This window comes from Jeotgalicoccus saudimassiliensis (assembly GCF_000756715.1).
In the GTDB taxonomy this organism is placed as follows: Bacteria; Bacillota; Bacilli; order Staphylococcales; family Salinicoccaceae; genus Jeotgalicoccus; species Jeotgalicoccus saudimassiliensis.
This window is the reverse complement of the sequence record NZ_CCSE01000001.1, coordinates 146,611-166,601: the sequence shown is the minus strand read 5'-3', so window position 1 is coordinate 166,601 and position 19,991 is coordinate 146,611. Positions and strand designations below refer to the sequence as shown.

The following is a 19,991-nucleotide window of genomic DNA, read 5'->3' as shown; positions in this document are numbered from 1 at the left end:
TTAATCATACATTATTTGGGGGTAAGTTTAAATTCATGCTCATGACATTTTTATGACTGGAATGTAAAGATTTTGGGGAGGGAGGTGGTTTGGTTTGGCTTTGGGCCGTCGTCGCTCCCACGTTGGTCCAATATCGCGGGTTTGACCCGTCGTCGCCCCCTCGTTGGTCCAATAAGCCGGATTTGGGCCGTCGTCGCTCTCTCATTGGTCCAATAACCCGGGTTTGACCCGTCGTCGCCCCCACGTTGGTCCAACAACCCGGGTTTGATCCGTCGTCGCTCCTACGTTGGACCAACAACTCAAATTTGACCCGTCGTCGCTCCTACGTTGGACCAACAACTCAAATTTGACCCGTCGTCGCTCTCACGTTGGTCCAATCACCCGGGTTTGATCCGTCGTCGCTCCTACGTTGGACCGCAACCATCAGCAGCACTCCCACCAACCAAAAAATCCTCCCCCGGCTTTCCGGGGGAGGATTCAAATATTTTAATCGTTAAATACGAAGTCTTCGTCGCGTAACGGTTCAACGTTTAACGCAAGGACATAGCCGTCACCTTTAACACTGAAGAAGTCGTGGTTCTTCGTCGTCGTATCGAGTGCGTTCTCGATGATCGGGTTGAAGCCTTTTTCTTCAAAGTAAGGTTCAAAGCCTAAGTTTGCCAGTGCCTTGTTGGCGTTGTACTGAAGGTAGTTCAATACATCGTCAGTCAGACCGAGCTTGTCGTACAGGCTCTTCGTGTAAACGACTTCGTTCTCGTACAGCTCGTCGAGCAGTTTGTACATCGCTTTGTCCGCCTGCTCCTGCTCTTCTGCTGTCAGTTCGCTCTTCATTTCCTGTGCATCGAGTCCGGTGAAGACACCGTGAATCGATTCGTCCAGTAAAATCTTACGGATAATTTCACCGCTCGTTGTCATGCGGCCGTTCCCCGCTAAATAAAGCGGATAGTAGAATCCTGAATAGAATAAAAACGATTCGAGGAAGACCGATGATACGCGTGCCATATATCTGTCGTAGGCTGACGGGTTTTTATCGAGTAATTTATAGTAGTTTGTAACAATTTTGTCTGCTTTAAATTTTAACTGTTCGTTTTTCATAACCCAGTTATCCAGTAAATCATCTGTTTCTTTAGTCGGCAGCAGCGTCGTAAAGATGTGCGAGTATGATTTTGCGTGAACCTGCTCCATCATGCCCATAAATGAGTAAACTGCTTTTTTACGCAGATCAGGAGTATGCAGCATAATCAGGGGCATGCCGTCATCTGCCTGATGTGTATCCAGTCCTGTTAAACCTGCCAGTACCTTTTTAAAAGTATCTTTCTCATCGTCGGACAGTCCTGCCCATGACGATAAATCTTTTGACACTTTAAACTCTGTCTCGACCCACATCTGTGAGATGTTTTGGCGCCAGAAGACATTAGTCATGTCATCTTCTTTGTTCCAGTTAACTGCAATCATTGTCTAATCTCCTTTATACTGCACAACTCGTACATTCTTCAACACTGAGTAATTTGTTTCTCGTGTAGTAGAGTGACTTCAATCCTTTATGATGTGCGTAGATGTAATATTTCGCAAGCTCTCTCGTTGAGATTTCCGAGTTTACGTAAAGAATCGTACTGATTCCCTGGTCGATATGCTGCTGAATTGTCGCAATCATATCGATTAATTTCATCTGATCTGTATTAAACGCGCTCTTGTAGTACCACATTGACTCTTTCGATAAGAACGGCATCGGGTAGAACGTTTCGGAGTTGCCGTAAGTTCTGCGCTCGATCATATCTACGATCGGCATTACCGAGCTCGTTGCGTTCTGCACGTAGGAAATACTCTGTGTCGGTGCAATCGCAAGTCGGTACGCATGATAAAGTCCGTGCGCTTCAACTTTCGCCTGCAGCTCCGCCCAGTCTTCTTTCGTCGGTACGTGAATGTGCTCAAACAGTTCTGCAACTTTGTCCGACTCAGGTTTAATATCTTCCTCAGTGTAGCGTGTGAAGTATTTGCCTGTCGCATAGTCTGAACGTTCGAAGTCTTTAAATGTTACACCGCGTTCTTTAGCGATTTCCATTGATTTTTCGATCGAGTGGAAGTTCAACATCATGAAGAACACGTTCGCAAAGTCTCTTGCTTCCTGGGATTCGTAAGAAATTTTATTTTTTGCGAGGTAACCGTGAAGGTTCATCGCGCCAAGTCCTACAGAGTGCAGCTCATCGTTTGCTTTCTTAACGCCCGGTGCGTTTGCAATTGAAGTATCGTCACTTACAAGTGTCAGTGCTTCGATACCTTCATGTACAGTTTCTTTCACTTTCCCCGAATCCATTACGTTCGCAATGTTCATCGAACCAAGGTTACATGAAATGTCGCGTTTGATTACATCGTCTGTACCGTAGTCGTTAATTTCGGATGTTTCCTGCAGCTGGAAGATCTCAGTACATAAGTTACTGATTTTAATCTGTCCGATATCGCCGAGCGGATGTACTCTGTTCGCATTGTCTTTGAACATTAAGTACGGGTAGCCCGACTGCAGCTGCGTCTGGGCGATTGTATTTAACATATCGCGCGCATCGTATTCGCGTTTTTTAACGTTGTCATTCGCCACAAGCTGATCGTACATTTCGTCCATGTCCATATCATCAAGTGCCACACCGTATTCACGTTCCACCGTGTGTGGTGCGAATAAGCTGAAAGGTTTGTTGTCGCGTGCCAGTTCAAAGAACTTCGACGGTACAACGAGTCCTGTCGAAATTGTCGACAGACGGATATCTTCATCCGCGTTTACTTTTTTCGTATCGAGGAATTCAGGCAGGTCATAGTGGAAGATGTTTAAGTAAACAGCACCTGCACCCGGACGCTGACCCAGCTGGTCCGCGTAGCTGAATCCGCCTTCCAGCGACTTCGCTACAGGAAGTACTCCCTTGGCTACACCTTCGATACCTTTAATCGCTTCACCGCGTGCACGGAGTTTTGATAAGTTAATCGCAACACCGCCGCCGATTTTACTTAACTGCTTCGCAGTCGAGTCGATATAGTTGATCGAGTTCAGTGAATCGTCAACTTCAAGCAGGAAACATGAAACCATTTCACCGCGGCGTGCGCGGCCTGCATTCAGGAACGTCGGCGTTGCCGGCTGGTAACGCTGCTCCATCATCGAAGTGATAAAACGCTTCGCAGTCTCGATATTTCCTTTGGCAAGGTACAGGCTGACGATGACTACGTGCTGTCTGTAATCTTCCAGGTACTGTTTTTTATCGTTTGTTTTTAATGTGTAGTCTTTAAAGAACTTACTCGCTGCCATGTAGCTCTTGAAGTTAAACTCAATAGCACCTGCATGATCAATAATATCCTGAAGTGCAGCTTCGCTGTACTCCTGGAATAAATCGTAGTAGAAATCGTTATCCACGAGGTAGTGCAGTCTTTCAAGCTCCGACTCAAAATGAATCGTCTTCGCTTCGACTTCTTCCATAAATACATCAAGCGCCTCAAGGTCTTTTTCAAGTTTGTAGAAACCTGTTTCATCGCGCTGTGTGACTTCGTTGTTCAGTTCAACGTGGTTATATGTTTTCTCATCCAATACTTTCATGCAATTCCCCTGCCCTTTCTAATTCAACTACAAATTGTGCGCGCTCTTCCGGAGTTCCGTGAAGCTCGAACTTCATTAACAGCGGTACGCTGTAGTCGTTACTTATATACTCTCCTGCTCTGGCAAAGTTCTGCCCCCAGTTGCGGTTGCCGCTCGATGCGACAGCGAACATATTATAGGAGTTAATCTTTAAAAATTCCTTAACAGTATCAGGCACAGCTCCAAAGCCGTATGTCGGTGTGACTAAAATAAATGTATCGTCGATTTTCTCTCTGACATTGGCGGCTGTTATTTGATATAATTCATAGGTGTCTGGAATGTCCATACTATTTAAGAAGCGACGGATATTACCTGTCATCGAATAATAAGCAATAATCACTTTGTCATCTCCTTTCAAGGATAGCATAAACCGAACGTATGTTCTATGTTTATATTTATTCTATACTTGCTTTTTCCGGCTATATTTGGCAATACCACTACATATTGTGTTTCAAACTCTTTATCAGCACAATATCTATGGTTTAACATGTTCTATAATCTCATATTAAAATGCTTCAGGCAATGTTAAAAAATGGATAAGATAAAAATTTCATGCCTAAAATTTTTATTCGGGGAGCCGTAATGCACGGTGGATATGTGATAAACAGATTGAAAATTTTATCATAAAAAATTAACGAAACTTTTCCCCTGTCTATTTGATGAAAATAGTGAAATTATCGTACAAATAAATTTGGAGTGTTGTTAATGAATAATGTTGTAAAAGGTATCATCGCTCTGATTATTTCTTCTCTTGGATTCAGTCTGATGTCCCTTTTCGTAAAATACTCAGGTGATCTGCCGACTGTGCAGAAAACCTTCTTCAGAAATTTTATCTCGATGCTGATTGCGCTGGCACTCGTTCTCTATTACAGAGAGAGCCTTTTTGGCAAAAGGGAAAACCAGGGCTGGCTGCTGCTCCGTTCAGCACTCGGACTGTTCGGAGTACTGTTAAATTTCTTTACCATCGACCGGATGGTGCTGAGCGATGCCGACATTCTGAATAAACTGAGCCCGTTCTTTACTATAATACTCTGCGCCGTATTTTTAAAAGAATACATACTGAGATTCCAGATAATCTCGATTATTATAGCTCTGATCGGTGCGGTGTTTATTATTAAACCGTCATTCTCGAGCGATACGATGTACGCGCTTATCGGAGTGCTCGGCGCTATATTCGCAGCCGGTGCCTATACCGTGCTCCGGATTCTCGGAAGCCGCGAGAAATTTTATACGGTAGTATTCTACTTCTCGTTCTTCTCGACCGTTGCGCTGCTGCCGTTCTTTATCTACCAATTCGAACCGATGACGGTGAGCCAGTTCTGGATGCTTGTGCTGGCGGGCGTATTTGCCGCCGTCGGACAGTTCGGCCTGACCATTGCATACAGCTTCGCACCGGCGAAGGAGATTTCAATCTTCTTCTACTCGACGATACTGTTTACCGCACTGTTCAGTATAATCATCTTTAACGAAGTTCCCGATATGCTGTCGATACTCGGTTATATCATTATCTTCTCGGCGAGTTACTACATGTATATGAAGAACCGCCCGGTGAAATTAAAAGTTGTCGGTAAAAAAGCAAGATAGAAATTTTTTGGATCCCCCGTTTTGTGTGAGCGGGGGATTTTTTGGTTGGGTTGGGTTGGGTTGGGGAATTGAAGGCGTCCGGAGTAATATATCAGGGATAAAGATCTCATATCGGGAAGAGGGATGTCTAAGTGACTATGAGCGCTCTTCATTGTTACGATGGCGCGCCTAAGTGACTATGAGCGCTCCTCATTGTTACGATAGCGCGTCTAAGTGACTATGAGCGCTCCTCATTGTTACGATAGCGCGTCTAAGTGACTATGAACGCTCCTCATTGTTACGATAGCGCGCCTAAGTGACTATGAGCGCTCCTCATTGTTACGATAGCCCGCCTAAGTGACTATGAGCGCTCCTCATTGTTACGATAGCGCGTCTAAGTGACTATGAGCGCTCCTCATTGTTACGATAGCCCGCCTAAGTGACTATGAGCGCTCCTCATTGTTACGATAGCGCGCCTAAGTGACTATGAGCGCTCCTCATTGTTACGATAACGCGTCTAAGTGACTATGAGCGCTCCTCATTGTTACGATAGCGCGTCTAAGTGACTATGAACGCTCCTCATTGTTACGATGGCGCGCCTCCTCCCCGTCAGCAACATCCCCAAAATCAAAAACCGGGACTCCCCAGAGTCCCGGTTTCCACAGTCAATCATATCAATTTTATCCGCTCGTCACACCGCTGCCGCCGTGTTCCCGGATTTCTTCCAGGAAATACGGGCAGTAGTGTTTAAGTTTGTAGTTGCCGACGCCCTGGATGTGCATCATGTCCTGTTTCGACTGAGGCATTTTCTTCGCGAATTCTTTCAGTATCTGATCTGTAAAGATCGCATCTTCGTCCAGTTTATGTTTGTCTGCGAGGTTCTTACGGGTGCTGAGCAGTTTATCGTATAATATTTCGTTCGGCGATGAGTCGGTCGAAACGTTCACGCGCTCGTTGTAATGTTTGCGGTACGGTACCGTGTACAGTTTCACCTTACGGTTCAGTATATCGAGACTTTTCTCAACGAGGTGCATGCGATTGCCGGCACAATGCACATAGCCGCGCATAATCAGTTCTTCAACGAGATGATTCACGTCGCTCGTGCGGTATGAATCGAGTACGCCGAAGCGTTCCTGCGAATCCAGGCCGCGTGCCACGATATTATCGGCATTCTCGCCGCGCAGCACCTGAATGACAAGTTCTTTCGACAGCTGCCCGTCTGTTTCCTGGACCAGTTCCAAAATCAGACGCGCCTCCGATGTCATCGGCTCGGTGCGCTCGGCTGACAGACAGCTCGAACACTGGCCGCACGCTTCCACATACTCGTCGTGGTTAAAATACTTCACGATAAAACTGCTCAGACATTTGCTCGTCTTGTTGTACTGCAGCATCAAATCGAGTTTTTCGCGCATATGGTCCTTGTACTGATCCGTCGCGGTCGCACGGTCGATAAAGAACTGCTGCAGGTTGACGTCCCGCTGTGTCGACAGCAGTATACAGTCACTCGGCCGGCTGTCACGGCCGGCACGCCCGATTTCCTGGTAGTAGCTCTCGAGGTCTCCCGGCAGGTTGAAGTGAATGATATAACGGATATCCGGCTTATCAATCCCCATACCGAATGCGTTCGTTGCGATGACGATTTTCACTTCATCCGACACAAATTTCTGCTGGTTGTCGTTTCTCTCTTTTTTGCCGAGCCCGCCGTGGTAAATTACGTTTTCAATATTATTGTCCGTTAAATACACAGACAGTTTTTCCACTTCGGCACGCGTCGAAACGTAAATAATCCCCGACTGTTCGAGACGTTCTTTTATATAGGATAAAATAAACTGCTCGCGCTGGTACGTGCCGTTCACAGACAGTTTTAAGTTGTCGCGTCTGACGCTCGTTTTAAAGACTGCGTTGTTTTTAATGTTCAGCAGTTCCTGTATGTTCTCTTCCACTTCTTCAGTTGCCGTCGCCGTCACCGCAATAATCTGAACGTCCGGCAGCAGTGCCTTCAGCTCGGGAATAATACTCTGATAGCTCGGTCTGAAATCGTGTCCCCATTTGGAAATACAGTGCGCCTCATCAAATGCAACAAACGGTATTTCCGCATGACGGACCGCTGTTTTAAACTCTTCGTTATTAAAACGCTCCGGAGCCACATATAAAAACTGCAGTTCCCCGCGTACAAGGCGTCCCATTACATCGTTCAGGTCGCGCTTTGCCATTGTCGAGTTGATGCATTCCGCACTAATACCGCGGCGCTTCAATGAATCCACCTGATCCTGCATTAAAGAAATCAGCGGTGAAATGACAAGCGTCGTGCCCTCGAACATTAAGCCCGGGATTTGATAGCACAGCGACTTACCCGAACCTGTCGGTAAAATGCCCAGTGCATTATCACCCGCTAAAATGTTTTCGATGATTTCCTGCTGGCCGTATCTGAATTTTTCATACCCAAAATATTCTTTTAAGATGGCTTCCATAAAATATCATTCCTATATTTATGTATGTCGTTCTTATATAATTTATCTGCTACATTATACATTATTTTTATTAAAGTTTGTTGTAATTTGCGTTAATAAACACACGAAAAAATCTCCCGTCTGCAGTTTGCACCATTCAGTGCCTGCTGAAACAGGAGATTTATAATATTAGTGTAAATGTTACATTTTTTCTTTTACGAGTTCTTTTGAAATTTTGTAGTCGATCGCTTTAAACAGACTGTTCACCCATAAATAGTGACCGTACGTTTCCGCGTGGGCATCGCTGATATCCACCGCTTTAAATTTAATTTTAGAACCGCGGCGCTTCTGGCCGAGTTTGTGCATGTGGTAGCTCGGAATTGTCCCGATATGTGCCAGTTCCGTTTCCTGCCCGAAATCGTTCAGTGCGATAGTCGGCAGACCGTTTTCGAGATAAACGCCGCCCAATACGCCCGGATTCACACAGGCAGGTGCCTTAAACTCAATTTCCTGTCCTTCGACAGACAGCTGAATGCGGTTCTCCTCCTGAGTTACAGTGTATTCGCGCTCTTCGAGACGCTCGTACACTTCAGCAGGTACATCCGGACGCTTCACGATGTGATAAGTATCCGATAAGTAGACTTCGACAAGTGAATAGATGCCGATTCCCCAGCTGACTTTACGCTTGTTGTTCATCATGTGGAAAATTTCATCGTGCAGCGCTGTGTAGTTGCGGCGCATAATCACTTCATCGCCCGACTTCAGCACGTTTGACTTTTCAACAGCAATGCCGCCGGCAATTGCCAGGTACAGTCTGTTGCCGCGCGTTGACCCCTGGAACGATAAAACATCTCCGCGGTCCACGTGATAAATACGGTTCGGCTGAATGTCATCGTCGCTGACGCGGCCGTTAAAATCCCCGCCCGAATACGCGATGATTGTCGGTTCCGTAAACTGGATGACAGCAGGCTGCCCCGACATTTCAAGCGTCGGTTCATTGACATCGTTGCCGACAAGTTTGTTTGCAAGCATCGGTGACAGGCTGTCGACCGCACCGTTGTATTCATTATTTTTCTGTTCAGTATTTGTCTGTTTTTCGACCGTCTGCAGAATCGTTAACAGACCGCCCTCCTGAATAATTAAGCTCATCTTATTTACCCCCGCTTACACTGCCGAGTACAGGCTCTACTACAGAAATAATATAAGCCGCCGGCTCAATTGTATTTTCGTTTTCCATTACTTCGACCGGGTCATAGTAAAAGCTGACTGTATTTTTCGTAAATACCGTGTCACCGATATAAGGATTATTAATGTTCAATCCGTCTTTATCGTACTGCGCTTTAATATTTTTAATGACTGACGCATCTTCCTGGTACGTGATTACTTTATCTCCATTTGCAAAAATCATGAGTCCACTCCTCTTATCGGTAAAAGAATTCCAATTCGCCTGCAACGTATTCCGTAAAGTTGCCCATGGCGATGCCAAAAACAATTATTGCAATAATGACGCCGACGAAACCGATTGCGATTCCGACGATTTTAACATCATTTTTCAACAGGTACGTGACTACAAAATGCGTCAGTACAACAATTGCAACAATGAGTAAAATTAAAAGTATTGTAAACATAAGCCACCTCATTCCGCGAGTGTGATTGCCACCCATTCCCGCGCACTGTTTATCATGAATAAGTCAATTTGACCATTTTCGTATTTATAACGCAGATCCTTCATCGTTATGTTCTGTTCAGTGATTTTCTGCTCATCAATCAGGGACTGGCGCATGACACCGTTCAGGATGCCCGCGGACAGCGGAGGCGTGTAAAACGCGTCCCCTTCCTTAATGACGATGCTGCCGATATTAAACTCTGTAATATCTAAGTTATCATTATAATATAAAACGACGTCAGAATCATTTGTTTTCCCGCCGTACTGATGTCTGACCGTTGTTTTATGCGCGATAAAATCCGGTGCCCCGTAGAGCGGCGCTGACGCAAGGACAGCTGTCACCGGCTGCTTGTTCTCAGCGAGTGCGGCGTGCGAAATGTTCAATTCACCTTCACGCGACAGCGTCGCGCGGAGTTTAAACACACCGGAGTCAATGCTGTTTTTTTCTATATAAGACTGCAGCGCCTGTATGAAATCCGGTTTCCCGAACTTAAAGTGCGCTGCACTGTTGTTTAATCTCTTCGCGTGGTAATCGAGACGCTGGATTTTACCGTCCTGTAAACGCATCGTCTCGATGAGTTCGTACTGCCCCTGCTCCAGGAATGATGTTTTGTGCAGTATTTCCTCGAACTCGGCAGACGGAATCGAATCGTATGTAATCCCCCCGCCCGCACTGTAAATATAACGGTCACCCGTAATTGTCAGCGTGCGGATCGGCACGTTGAACACGCATGACGCATCGGGATATAAAATCCCGAGCGCACCGCAGTAAAATCCGCGCGGCGTTTTCTCAAGTTTTTCAATCAGCCGCATCGTCATTTCTTTCGGAGCCCCCGTAATCGATCCGCACGGGAACAGCGCATCAAACTCACCGCTTAGCGTCACGTTATCTCTGACGTCCGCTTCAACTGTTGAAATCATCTGGTAGACTGTCTGATACTTCTCAATCGTAAACAGTTTCACCGCTTCTACTGTATCCGGCTTCGCTATTTTGGATATATCGTTTCTTAACAGGTCCACAATCATAACGTTTTCCGCCTGATCTTTTTTCGAGTGCCTTAAAAATTCATAGCTCTCCTGATCTTTTTCCGGGTCTTCCGATCTCGGCGCCGTGCCTTTCATCGGCTTCGTTTTGATTCGTCGTTCCGGATCCATTTCAAAAAACAGTTCCGGCGACAGACTCACGATCTGCCTGCCGTCATAATCGATATACATCGCGTAGTCACCGTTGTTCTGGCTGCTTAATTTTAAAAACAGCTGGTGGCTGTCGCCGCTGAAATCACCGTACAGACGCGTCGTGTAGTTCACCTGATATGTATGGCCGTCCAGTATGTAATTTCTGACCGCCTGTATATTATTCTCAATTTCTTCTTTTGTTTCGCTGAGTTCCGGTCTGCTCATCCGATACATTTCCGGCTGTCTGCCGCCTAAAAATTCGGCGTACGACACTGTTTTATCGTATATGCCGATGACGTAATCATCTTTTTCATAAGTAACGCCGATGACAGCGTAGTATCCTTCTTTCTGATAATGTTCCGCCCTGTCCAGTGCTTCGTCAAACGGCGTGCCGGCCGTAATGATTTCGACCGGATTCGTAAAGTACAGATTTTCGACTGTACCGTTCTTTTTAAACTTTGTATGTGCTCTCATGACTTTCCTCCACTGCAATTCGTATAAAGTTATTGAGCTGCGCTCTGCCGTGTTCCGATAAAATGGCTTCCGGATGATACTGGACACCGAATACCGGGTAATCCTTATGGCGGATTGCCATGTTCGTACCGTCTGCTGTCCGTCCGGCAATCTCGAAATCTTCAAGCTCGCCGTAACATGTTAATGAATGGTAGCGGCATCCCCGGAGCGGTGACGTCAGTCCTTTGTACAGTCCTTCACCGTCATGGTGCACGTCGTACGGATGGCCGTGAATCGGACGCTCACCGCGCGACACTTCTCCGCCGAACATATGCCAGAGCATCTGATGGCCTAGACATATGCCGAGCACCGGCAGTGTCTTATAATGTCTGTTTATAAATTCGATAACTTCCGGGCGGTCTTTTGGATGTGACGGCCCGGGAGAAATAATCAGTCCGATAATATTAAATTCTTCTATTAAATTATCGTCCAGCTGATCCGGTGTGACAACTTTAATACCGGCATTATATGGATTGCTCTCGATGTAATGAACGAGATTATATGTAAATGAATCGTAATTGTCTATCATTAATAAATTCACTGTTCTGCTCCCTGTATGTAATTTCCTTAATAATATCATATACAAATCAATTTAAATAACACTATCCGCATTGCCCGGGATGAAAAACTTCATACTCTGATGTAGACTTAATATTAATGAAGACAAATATCGTTACTTATTAAGAAGGGTGATCTATGTCTGCCACAAGGTCCAGAATATGGACAAGGGATTTTATCATTATCGTCATCGCCAACTTTTTTATTTTCACGTCGTTTCAGATGACGCTGCCGACGCTGCCGTTATACGTGCAGGAAATCGGTTCAAATGAAACGTGGGTCGGAATTATCGTCGGGATATTTACATTCTCGGCACTGTTAATCCGGCCGTTTGGCGGTAAGCTTCTCGATACGACAGGACGGGCGCCGGTATTTCTTATCGGCCTTTTGATTCTCGTGCTGTCTCTTTACTCACTCGCAATCAGTACGACAATACTCATTCTTGTTGTCGTCAGAATTGTGCAGGGAGTCGGCTGGGGACTGTCGAACACAGCATCCGGTACAATCGCGTCAGACCTCGTTCCAAAAGACCGGCGCGGGGAAGGTCTCGGATTTTTCGGGCTGAGCGGTAATCTCGCACTCGCAATCGGTCCGGCACTCGGACTGTTTTTAGTGAACCATATTGAGTTTTCTACACTGTTTATCATCTGCGGGACACTCACAATGATTGCACTCGTACTCGCATTGAACGTGCGCTACGTTAAACCGGAGCCGCTGACGGATTCTGAAATGAAGGAAGATGCCGCGTCCCGGACGCGCTTTAACTTCATTGAAAAAAGAGCACTGCCCGCATCGGCACTGTTATTTTTCATTACATTTACGTTCGGGGGCATCGCAACATTTCTCCCTGCCTACACATTTCAGCAGGGCTTCGCCCCCCACTACATTCAAATTTACTTTGTGCTGTATGCACTTGCCCTCGTCACGACACGTTTTTTTGCAGGACGCATATACGACCGGCGCGGACTGACGATTGTATTCATTCCGGGCATACTGTTAATCATTCTCGGTCTTACATTGCTTGCGATGCTCAAGAGCCCGGTATATTTATTTGCCGGCGCCATTTTATACGGACTCGGTTTCGGTACAGCCCAGCCCGCACTCCAGGCAACTGCGATAAATACGACACCGCTCAGAAAACGGGGCATGGCCAACGCTACATATTTTTCGGCATTTGACCTCGGTGTCGGCCTCGGGGCAATCACATTCGGTCTCGTCGCAGAGTATGCGGATTACAGTTCGATTTACTGGATCAGTGCGGCGAGCGGTGTCATGTCGCTGCTCCTGTTTTTCATACTGAAAAGTACGAAAAAAATTATATAAAATTTACGCGTGAATGTTTATTACTTTGAAAAACAGGCAATGTATTCAAGTAGAACACCGCATTTATTTATATATTTTCTAGGAGGTAATTAGAATGGGTTGGTTATGGACTATTATCGTCGGCGGTATTTTAGGCTGGCTTGCAGGTGTAATCGTAAGTAAAGATGTCCCATTTGGTATTATCGGTAACATTTTAGCCGGAATCATCGGTGCATCAATCGGTAACGCACTTGGTTTAGACATCGGGCCGACATTAGGCGGCATGAGCATTATCGGTACACTGCTTGGTGCGATTATTTTAATCCTTGTAGTATCGTTCATCTTTGGACTGCTTAAAGGAAACAAAAAAGCTTAAACACCTCATGATAACCAATACAGAAGATTACGGCGGAATTCCCGGTTGCGGGAATTCCGTTTTTTTGTGCAGTGATAATGAAATGACTGATTTAAACAGTGTCAAACCGGCTATTTTCCGCCCTGTTTGCTATAATCGGAACTGTATCACATCAATATTCAGGCAAGGAGTTTTACACATGAAGAAGTTTATCAACGCAACGATTTATGGTGATGCGGAGTCAACGGAAATTTTAGTTGAAAATAATAAATTTAAAGCTGTCGGCACAAACCTCGGCGATGCCGATGAGGTCGTCGATCTTGAAGGCAGACTGGTTCTGCCGCCTTACGTCGATCCCCACCTGCACCTCGATTATATTTTCTCCGGTCTCGGTGAAGGCAACGCGAACGTGTCGGGTACGCTGTTCGAAGGTATTCAGCGCTGGAGCGATAACAAGAAAGATTTAACAGAAGATAAAGTTCGCGAGTCCGCTTTAAAGGGCATTAAAAAAGAAGTGAGTCACGGCGTTCAGTACATTCGTACGCATGTAGACGTAACGGATCCAAACTTAACGGGAATGAAGGCACTGTTAAAGCTGCGTGAAGAGTTAAAAGATATTGTCACATTACAGCTTGTGGCTTTCCCGCAGGAAGGGTTTTTCCGTTATAAAGGCGGCCCTGAGCTCGTAAGAAAAGCACTTGAAATGGGGGCTGACGTTGTCGGCGGCATTCCCCACTTCGAAATTTCATATGAACACGGTGTCGAGTCGTTAAAACAAATTGTAGATCTGGCTTTGGAGTTCGACGTTATGATCGACATTCACTGTGATGAAAACGACGATCCGAACAGCCGCTTCCTGGAAGTACTGAACGCACTCGTTATGGAGAAAGACTACGGTGCGAAAACGACTGCCAGCCACACGACGAGCTTCGGTGCGGTTGAAGCGAGTTATGCAAACAAAATGATGGGGCTGTTCAGAGAATCGAAAATCAACTTTATTTCATGCCCGACAGAGAATGCGCACCTGCAGGGGCGCGGAGATGCGTATCCGAAACGCCGCGGTCTGACTCGCGTAAAGGAACTGCTTGAAAACGGGAACAACGTTGCATTCGCACAGGATTCCATCGCGGATTACTGGTACCCGCTCGGCAACGGCAATATGATGAATATTCTCGACAATGGGATTCATCTGGCGCACTACACACACATCGATGAAATCAACAAAGCACTTGATTTGATTACGTCAAACGGTGCGAACGTATTGAACATCGAAGATTACGGCATTAAAGCAGGCAACTCTGCAAACTTTATCGTCCTGGATGCACACGATGCATACGAGGCAGTTCGTGAGCGCGCCGAAGTGCTCGCATCAGTGAGAAACGGCGAGTACTTATTCAAACGCGAAGTCCGTAAAAATGAAATCGAAGTCGATTTTTTAAGTAAATAACAATAAAAAGACGCTGCACGGGTTTATTTAAAATCCCGTACAGCGTCTTTATTATTTTATGATCCCCATACTTCTTCGGAAATCTCTTTCACCAGCTGAAGTTTCGCCCACTGTTCTTCTTCAGTCAGATTATTTCCTTCTTCCGTCGATGCAAATCCGCACTGCGGACTCAGGCATAATCTGTCTTTATCGATGTATTTCGCCGCTTCTTCAATACGTGAAATAATCTCCGCTTTACTTTCAAGCTCAGGCACTTTCGATGATACGAGCCCGAGCACCACTTTTTTGTCACCGCTCACTTTTTCAAGCGATTCAAATCCGCCGGCACGTTCCGTATCGAACTCGAGATAATACCCTGCAACATTTTCCCTGCCGAATAACTCGTCTGATATTTTATCGTATGCACCAGATGATGCCCACGTTGAACGGTAGTTCCCGCGGCAGACATGCGTCGTAATCGTCAGTCCTTCAGGTTTTTCTTCAATCGCGCTGTTGTTCAGTTCAACGTATTGTTCGGCGAGGATATCGATCGTCAGTCCGTCCGTTCTATTTTTCCAGAAGTTCTCATCGACGATCATGCCCCACGTGCAGTCATCCAGCTGTAAATTCGTACAGCCTGCTTCATGCAGTTCCTGAATGAACGTGCGGTACGCTGCTGCGATATCTTTAACGAGTTCCGCCTCATCCGGATAAATGGCTTCCGTCGCTGCTTTAATTTCCGGGCGCGTCAGCTCTCTTAAAAACTGTGCCGGTGCCGGAATCGTCTGGCGCGCGATAATATCTCCGTCCGCAAACTGGTTAATATATTTAAAATGGTCGATAAACGGATGATTCTCACCGCTGATTTTGCCTGTCAGGCGCGCAGTCTCGGCTCTCGTTTCAATCGCAACGAAGTTATAGCCGTTTTCAACATCGGATTTTTCAACCCCGTTCAGTCCCCAGAAGAAATCGAGATGCCACCATGAACGGCGGAACTCCCCGTCCGTAATTGCCTTCAGACCGATGTCCTTCTGTTTTTGGACCAGATTTTTAATCGCTTCGTTTTCAACTGAAGTAAGTTCCTCCTGAGTAATGCTGCCCGCTTTAAAATCTTCACGTGCCTGCTTTAAATCAGCGGGACGTAAAAAACTCCCGACGTTATCAAATTTAAACGGTGCTGTTTTAACTGCTGTGACTGACATAACTGACCACTCCTTCATTTGTTATATGAATTTATAGTAGCACGGGGGCGGAGTAATAGCATTACCGTTTAAATTCATGGTTCGCTATAACTTTAAGCTATAACCTTATACGTAAATTAATTTAAACTCTTCGACGACGATCTGCTCATCTTCGCTGAACACGAGTCCCATTTCAGGGTACAGCCAGTTAAAGAAATCGATGTGTGCCTGTCTCCAGTAAGATAAAGACCGGTCGCCCTCGCCTTCTTTATAAGCGATTTCTTCGTCTGCGTCTTTAAAAGCAATCGTGTACACGTTCGTGTTTTCGATAATACATTTCGGTGTACTGTCAGCACCGAGCACGATACTGACATCACCAGCCCCGGGGAGACTTTCGTTTTCCACTTCATATTCTTTTAAACTGCTGCACGTTAACGTTTTCGTGCCGTTCGCTGTGAGTGCTGCAAGCTCATCCGGTTCTGCACCGAACGGCCATGCCGTATAGCTTTTTTCCGCGTATGCCGGATGCTTATTTATAAACGCGTTCCAATATTGTTCTGTATTCATTCAAAAATCATCCCATCTGCATTTCATACATTTTGTAATAGTCTTTGCCAAGTTCCATTAACGAATCATGATTGCCCTGTTCTTTAATTTCACCATTTTCAAGCAGTACAATTTGATCCGCATGCTGAATCGTCGACAGTCTGTGCGCAATAATAAATGTTGTCCGGTCTTTTGACACGACGTTCATTGCGTACTGAATCAGCTGTTCAGTTTCCGAGTCGATATTGCTGGTTGCTTCATCGAGCACGAGCACTGTCGGATTAAACGCGAGTGCCCGGGCAAATGAAATCAGCTGTCTTTCCCCGAGTGACAGCGTCGCACCCCGCTCTGCTAATTCCGAGTGAATGCCGTCCGGAAGACGCGCGATAAGCGGTCCCGCCCCGACATCTTCCAGCGCTTTTAATACTTCTCTTTCCGTAATGTTCTCATTGTTCAGCCTGACGTTATACAGCAATGTCCCGCTGTATATAAACGGATCCTGCAGCACAATCGACATAAAACGGCGGAGACTCTGTTTATCAATCTGCTTCGTATCGGATTCATCGAAGTAAATCGCGCCGTTCCCCGGATCATAAAAGCGCATGAGAAGATTAATAATCGAACTTTTGCCGGAACCTGTGTGGCCGACAAGCGCAATCGTTTCACCCTGAGCCGCATCGATATTAATATTTTTCAGTACATCCCGTTTACCGTCATAAGAAAAGCTGACGTTTCTAAATGAAATGTTGCCGCTGAACGTATCGAGTGCGTGCCCTTCTTCTTTTTCAGGTTCCGCATCGAGCATTTCCAGCACTTTGTCCGCTGCGACACGCGCCTGCTCGAATATGCTGAGCTGATTAATAATGTTAAACAGCGGGTTGAAGAATCTCGTAATGTAATCGACGAGCAGATACATCAGCCCGACTGTCAGTGCACCGGTACCGTTTAAAAATGCGCCTGCAAATATATACACCAGTATCGCAAACACGAGTGAACGGATTGAGTTCGCCAGGTTTTCACCTGTCAGACTTTCCAGTTTCACGAGACTGCTTGCACTGTCGTAGTATTCACTGTTGATTTTTTCAAACTCTTCTTTGATCTGGTCTTCGCGGTTGAACACCTGAATGATCGGCATCCCATTGATCGATTCATTAATCATGGCGTTCATATCGCTGTTTCTTTCGCGTTTAATATGATTGTTTTCATTGGAATATTTTTTATACAGCACACCCCATATAATAATTACCGGAATAAACAGCAGCATGACAATCCCTGTCCACATGTGAACGTAAAAGACGATTGCCGTAATGCTGAAAATCGTTAATATACTGACCATAAACATCGGAATAACCGAGGCAAACAGCTGGAGTATGGACTCAGTATCATTCGTAATTCTCGCCACCACTTTACCTGCCGGCAGATTATCAAAATACCGGATCGGCAGTTGCTGGACGTGTTTAAAGACGTCGAGACGCATCTGCTGAATCGCTTTCGTTCCTGCGGATATGAGCACAATCTGTGCAAAGTAGCTCGCCGCTGCGTGCATGAGTTTTATCGCAAGAAACAGTGCAATGAGATATAAAATCGGCCGGATTAAAATATTGCCCTCTCCAAGTTTAATATGGTTATCGATAATCGCTGCTGCGATCAGCGGGCCGGCGAGTTCAAAGCCGACCATTAATATCATGAGTAAAATGCCGCCTGAAAACATTCCTTTGTACTGCTTAACGTACGGCAGTAATCTGAGCATTTCCTTCATTACGACTCACCCCCTGTAATGAAATAATCGTTTTGTGCCGAATACCAGCCGCTGCCTTCAGACAGCTGCTCATGTGTGCCGGATTCAACTATTCTGCCGTTATCGAGCACGATAATTTTATCGGCATGATGCACTGCTGACAGGCGGTGCGTAATAATAATCGTCGTTTTGCCCAGACGGTTGTTTTTAATATGGTTAATAATTCTCTGTTCAGTCCGTGCATCGACGGCGCTTAACGCATCGTCCAGAATTAAAATATCGGGCTGTCTGATCAGACTGCGCGCAATTGAAATGCGTTGTTTCTGTCCGCCGCTTAACGACACCCCTTTTTCTCCGACGAGCGTATCGAGACCTTCCGGCATGCGTTTTAAATCTTCATCGAACGCACTCAGACGGATGGCTTCCATCATTTCCGCTTCTGTCGCATCCGGCTTCCCGAACATAATATTTTCTCTGACCGTGCGCGAAAACAAAATGTTTTCCTGGGAAACGTACCCGAGCTTCTCGCGCAGTTTCTCCCGGTTAAGATTTGAAATATTAATGCCGTCGATAACTAAATCGCCGGTCCCTTCCGGATAAATTTTTAACAGCTGCTTGATAAACGTCGACTTACCGCTGCCGGTCCTGCCGACAATTCCGAGCGTTTCGCCTTTGTTCAGTTCAATAGTTATATTTTCCAGACTGTTGTGTTTACCGGTCGGATATTTAAACGACACTTCGTTAAAGTTGAAATTCGTCTCTTTTACCGTCTCTTCCCCGCCTGCTTTTAAATCATCGGTCTCATCAAGCACATGCTGGATCCGGTCGTATGACGCATTGCCGCGCTCCATAATGTTAAACAGCATGCCGAGCGCAAACATCGGCCAGATCAGCATGTTCAGATACACATTAAATGTAATCAGTTCACCGACGGTAATCGCGCCGCTGTTAACGAGTACTGCACCGTAGCTGAACGAAATCGCAATACTGGATGACACGACGATAATCGTCAGCGGCTGAAAGAAAGCATCGAGTTTCTCGACTTTCATAAATTTATTTAAATAGTTATCCGTCAGACGTTTGAATCTGTTATTTTCAGCGTCTTCCTGCACGTAGCTGCGCGTCAGTCTGACACCTTCGACGACTTCCAGCACCGCATCGTTCATCACACCGAATGCTTCCTGTGATGATTTATGCCTTTTGTTAATCATTTTGCCGAGACGCTGTTCAATAATCGCAAGGAGCGGCAGCGGTATGAGCGCAAAGAACGTCAGCTGCCAGCTGATTGTAAAGCCCATCACCAGGACGATTGTCAGTAAAAATGTCGTGGCATCGAGCAGTGTAATAATTCCGAATCCCGTCGCCATATTGACTGTTCTGAGATCATTCGTTGCTTTCGCCATTAAGTCACCGGTCTTGCTCCGCTCATAAAAGCTCGGCGACAGGAGCAGAAATTTACGCATCAGCCTGCTGCGTAATATGGATTCGATTTTAATTGCCCCTTCAAAGAGCAGATAGCCCCACCAGTAACTGACCGTGTAGGATAAAATAATGACTGCTGCAAAAATAATTAATATATTGCGCGTCATTTCCTGCGTCAGTTCACCGTTGTTAATTAAATCGATAGTCCGGCCGATCAGCTGCGGCGGAATAATATCGAGTACGTTCGCAATCAGTAAAAAGATAACGATAAATGCATAACGCTTTTTGTTCGAGAAAATATACCAGCTGATTTTCCTGATGTAACCAAACATAATTCACCTTTTTCCCAAAGTTCCCCTTTGAATTATTCGTTTTTCCGTCCGTATCCCCTCGTAAAAGCGCAAAAAAGCGCGCACTATTAATGTGCACGCTAAAAACAGGCATAAAAATAGAGAGGATATGCCTCTCCATTTTCAAAATAT

The 19,991-nt window shown here is 45.7% G+C and carries 17 protein-coding genes; 4 read left to right on the top strand and 13 right to left on the bottom strand.

Annotated elements, in window-relative coordinates:
• Window positions 1–486: 486 nt before the first annotated feature.
• Genes nrdF through nrdI form a run of 3 tightly spaced genes read right to left on the bottom strand, consistent with a single transcriptional unit; the run spans window position 487 to window position 3,953 of the window.
• Window positions 487–1,455, bottom strand: coding sequence for a class 1b ribonucleoside-diphosphate reductase subunit beta (gene nrdF, locus RZ44_RS00820; protein WP_035807484.1), 969 nt, complete (start codon window positions 1,453–1,455; stop codon window positions 487–489).
• A 13-nt stretch (window positions 1,456–1,468) separates the two neighbouring features.
• A complete protein-coding gene (gene nrdE, locus RZ44_RS00815) occupies window positions 1,469–3,574 on the bottom strand; it encodes a class 1b ribonucleoside-diphosphate reductase subunit alpha (RefSeq protein WP_035807482.1) in 2,106 nt (701 codons plus the stop codon).
• Window positions 3,558–3,953: a class Ib ribonucleoside-diphosphate reductase assembly flavoprotein NrdI gene (gene nrdI, locus RZ44_RS00810; protein ID WP_035807481.1), complete on the bottom strand. Its 396-nt coding sequence runs from the start codon at window positions 3,951–3,953 to the stop codon at window positions 3,558–3,560. The genes nrdE and nrdI overlap by 17 nt, the downstream gene beginning before the upstream one ends.
• 365 nt (window positions 3,954–4,318) lie before the next feature.
• Between nrdI and RZ44_RS00805 the strand changes: the two genes are divergently transcribed.
• Complete coding sequence (locus tag RZ44_RS00805; RefSeq protein ID WP_035807480.1) at window positions 4,319–5,197, top strand: DMT family transporter; 879 nt, start codon at window positions 4,319–4,321, stop codon at window positions 5,195–5,197.
• A gap of 659 nt (window positions 5,198–5,856) precedes the next feature.
• Here the strand turns inward: RZ44_RS00805 and recQ are convergent.
• The 6 genes from recQ to RZ44_RS00775 form a co-directional block, all read right to left on the bottom strand.
• The gene (recQ, locus tag RZ44_RS00800; protein WP_035807479.1) at window positions 5,857–7,647 is read right to left on the bottom strand and encodes a DNA helicase RecQ; all 1,791 of its coding nucleotides are present in this window, start codon (window positions 7,645–7,647) and stop codon (window positions 5,857–5,859) included.
• 180 nt (window positions 7,648–7,827) lie between these two features.
• Complete coding sequence (locus tag RZ44_RS00795) at window positions 7,828–8,775, bottom strand: 5-oxoprolinase subunit C family protein (RefSeq protein WP_035807478.1); 948 nt, start codon at window positions 8,773–8,775, stop codon at window positions 7,828–7,830.
• A 1-nt stretch (window position 8,776) separates the two neighbouring features.
• Window positions 8,777–9,034, bottom strand: a complete 258-nt coding sequence (locus tag RZ44_RS00790) for a hypothetical protein (protein WP_052108703.1) — start codon at window positions 9,032–9,034, stop codon at window positions 8,777–8,779.
• Between the two features lie 13 nt (window positions 9,035–9,047).
• Window positions 9,048–9,254 (bottom strand): hypothetical protein, encoded by a 207-nt coding sequence (locus RZ44_RS00785; RefSeq protein ID WP_035807476.1) that lies wholly within the window; start codon window positions 9,252–9,254, stop codon window positions 9,048–9,050.
• A gap of 8 nt (window positions 9,255–9,262) precedes the next feature.
• The gene (pabB, locus tag RZ44_RS00780; RefSeq protein WP_035807474.1) at window positions 9,263–10,942 is read right to left on the bottom strand and encodes an aminodeoxychorismate synthase component I; all 1,680 of its coding nucleotides are present in this window, start codon (window positions 10,940–10,942) and stop codon (window positions 9,263–9,265) included.
• A complete protein-coding gene (locus tag RZ44_RS00775) occupies window positions 10,920–11,522 on the bottom strand; it encodes an anthranilate synthase component II (RefSeq protein ID WP_052108702.1) in 603 nt (200 codons plus the stop codon). The genes pabB and RZ44_RS00775 overlap by 23 nt, the downstream gene beginning before the upstream one ends.
• 155 nt (window positions 11,523–11,677) lie before the next feature.
• On the opposite strand from RZ44_RS00775, the gene RZ44_RS00770 reads away from it, so the two are divergent.
• From RZ44_RS00770 to RZ44_RS00760, 3 genes are all read left to right on the top strand, one after another.
• Complete coding sequence (locus RZ44_RS00770) at window positions 11,678–12,862, top strand: MFS transporter (RefSeq protein WP_035807473.1); 1,185 nt, start codon at window positions 11,678–11,680, stop codon at window positions 12,860–12,862.
• A 94-nt stretch (window positions 12,863–12,956) separates the two neighbouring features.
• Complete coding sequence (locus RZ44_RS00765) at window positions 12,957–13,217, top strand: GlsB/YeaQ/YmgE family stress response membrane protein (RefSeq protein WP_035807472.1); 261 nt, start codon at window positions 12,957–12,959, stop codon at window positions 13,215–13,217.
• A gap of 178 nt (window positions 13,218–13,395) precedes the next feature.
• Window positions 13,396–14,643, top strand: a complete 1,248-nt coding sequence (locus RZ44_RS00760) for an amidohydrolase family protein (protein WP_035807471.1) — start codon at window positions 13,396–13,398, stop codon at window positions 14,641–14,643.
• 56 nt (window positions 14,644–14,699) lie between these two features.
• Here RZ44_RS00760 and RZ44_RS00755 read toward each other — a convergent pair whose 3' ends face one another.
• The 4 genes from RZ44_RS00755 to RZ44_RS00740 form a co-directional block, all read right to left on the bottom strand.
• Complete coding sequence (locus RZ44_RS00755; RefSeq protein ID WP_035807469.1) at window positions 14,700–15,824, bottom strand: 5-methyltetrahydropteroyltriglutamate--homocysteine S-methyltransferase; 1,125 nt, start codon at window positions 15,822–15,824, stop codon at window positions 14,700–14,702.
• A 105-nt stretch (window positions 15,825–15,929) separates the two neighbouring features.
• Window positions 15,930–16,370: an ASCH domain-containing protein gene (locus tag RZ44_RS00750; RefSeq protein WP_035807467.1), complete on the bottom strand. Its 441-nt coding sequence runs from the start codon at window positions 16,368–16,370 to the stop codon at window positions 15,930–15,932.
• 7 nt (window positions 16,371–16,377) lie between these two features.
• Window positions 16,378–18,108 (bottom strand): ABC transporter ATP-binding protein, encoded by a 1,731-nt coding sequence (locus RZ44_RS00745; RefSeq protein WP_035807466.1) that lies wholly within the window; start codon window positions 18,106–18,108, stop codon window positions 16,378–16,380.
• Window positions 18,108–19,841, bottom strand: coding sequence for an ABC transporter ATP-binding protein (locus RZ44_RS00740; protein ID WP_035807465.1), 1,734 nt, complete (start codon window positions 19,839–19,841; stop codon window positions 18,108–18,110). The genes RZ44_RS00745 and RZ44_RS00740 overlap by 1 nt, the downstream gene beginning before the upstream one ends.
• Window positions 19,842–19,991: the final 150 nt, after the last annotated feature.

Excerpts from the sequence above, each read along its gene's own strand:
- RZ44_RS00745 (WP_035807466.1), bottom strand. The coding sequence starts at position 18,108 with ATGAAGGAAATGCTCAGATTACTGCCGTACGTTAAGCAGTACAAAGGA.
- nrdF (WP_035807484.1), bottom strand. The coding sequence starts at position 1,455 with ATGATTGCAGTTAACTGGAACAAAGAAGATGACATGACTAATGTCTTC.
- RZ44_RS00755 (WP_035807469.1), bottom strand. The coding sequence starts at position 15,824 with ATGTCAGTCACAGCAGTTAAAACAGCACCGTTTAAATTTGATAACGTC.
- RZ44_RS00740 (WP_035807465.1), bottom strand. The coding sequence starts at position 19,841 with ATGTTTGGTTACATCAGGAAAATCAGCTGGTATATTTTCTCGAACAAA.
- RZ44_RS00750 (WP_035807467.1), bottom strand. The coding sequence starts at position 16,370 with ATGAATACAGAACAATATTGGAACGCGTTTATAAATAAGCATCCGGCA.
- RZ44_RS00795 (WP_035807478.1), bottom strand. The coding sequence starts at position 8,775 with ATGAGCTTAATTATTCAGGAGGGCGGTCTGTTAACGATTCTGCAGACG.
- RZ44_RS00760 (WP_035807471.1), top strand. The coding sequence starts at position 13,396 with ATGAAGAAGTTTATCAACGCAACGATTTATGGTGATGCGGAGTCAACG.
- RZ44_RS00805 (WP_035807480.1), top strand. The coding sequence starts at position 4,319 with ATGAATAATGTTGTAAAAGGTATCATCGCTCTGATTATTTCTTCTCTT.
- RZ44_RS00770 (WP_035807473.1), top strand. The coding sequence starts at position 11,678 with ATGTCTGCCACAAGGTCCAGAATATGGACAAGGGATTTTATCATTATC.
- RZ44_RS00790 (WP_052108703.1), bottom strand. The coding sequence starts at position 9,034 with ATGATTTTTGCAAATGGAGATAAAGTAATCACGTACCAGGAAGATGCG.
- nrdE (WP_035807482.1), bottom strand. The coding sequence starts at position 3,574 with ATGAAAGTATTGGATGAGAAAACATATAACCACGTTGAACTGAACAAC.
- RZ44_RS00765 (WP_035807472.1), top strand. The coding sequence starts at position 12,957 with ATGGGTTGGTTATGGACTATTATCGTCGGCGGTATTTTAGGCTGGCTT.
- recQ (WP_035807479.1), bottom strand. The coding sequence starts at position 7,647 with ATGGAAGCCATCTTAAAAGAATATTTTGGGTATGAAAAATTCAGATAC.
- RZ44_RS00785 (WP_035807476.1), bottom strand. The coding sequence starts at position 9,254 with ATGTTTACAATACTTTTAATTTTACTCATTGTTGCAATTGTTGTACTG.
- pabB (WP_035807474.1), bottom strand. The coding sequence starts at position 10,942 with ATGAGAGCACATACAAAGTTTAAAAAGAACGGTACAGTCGAAAATCTG.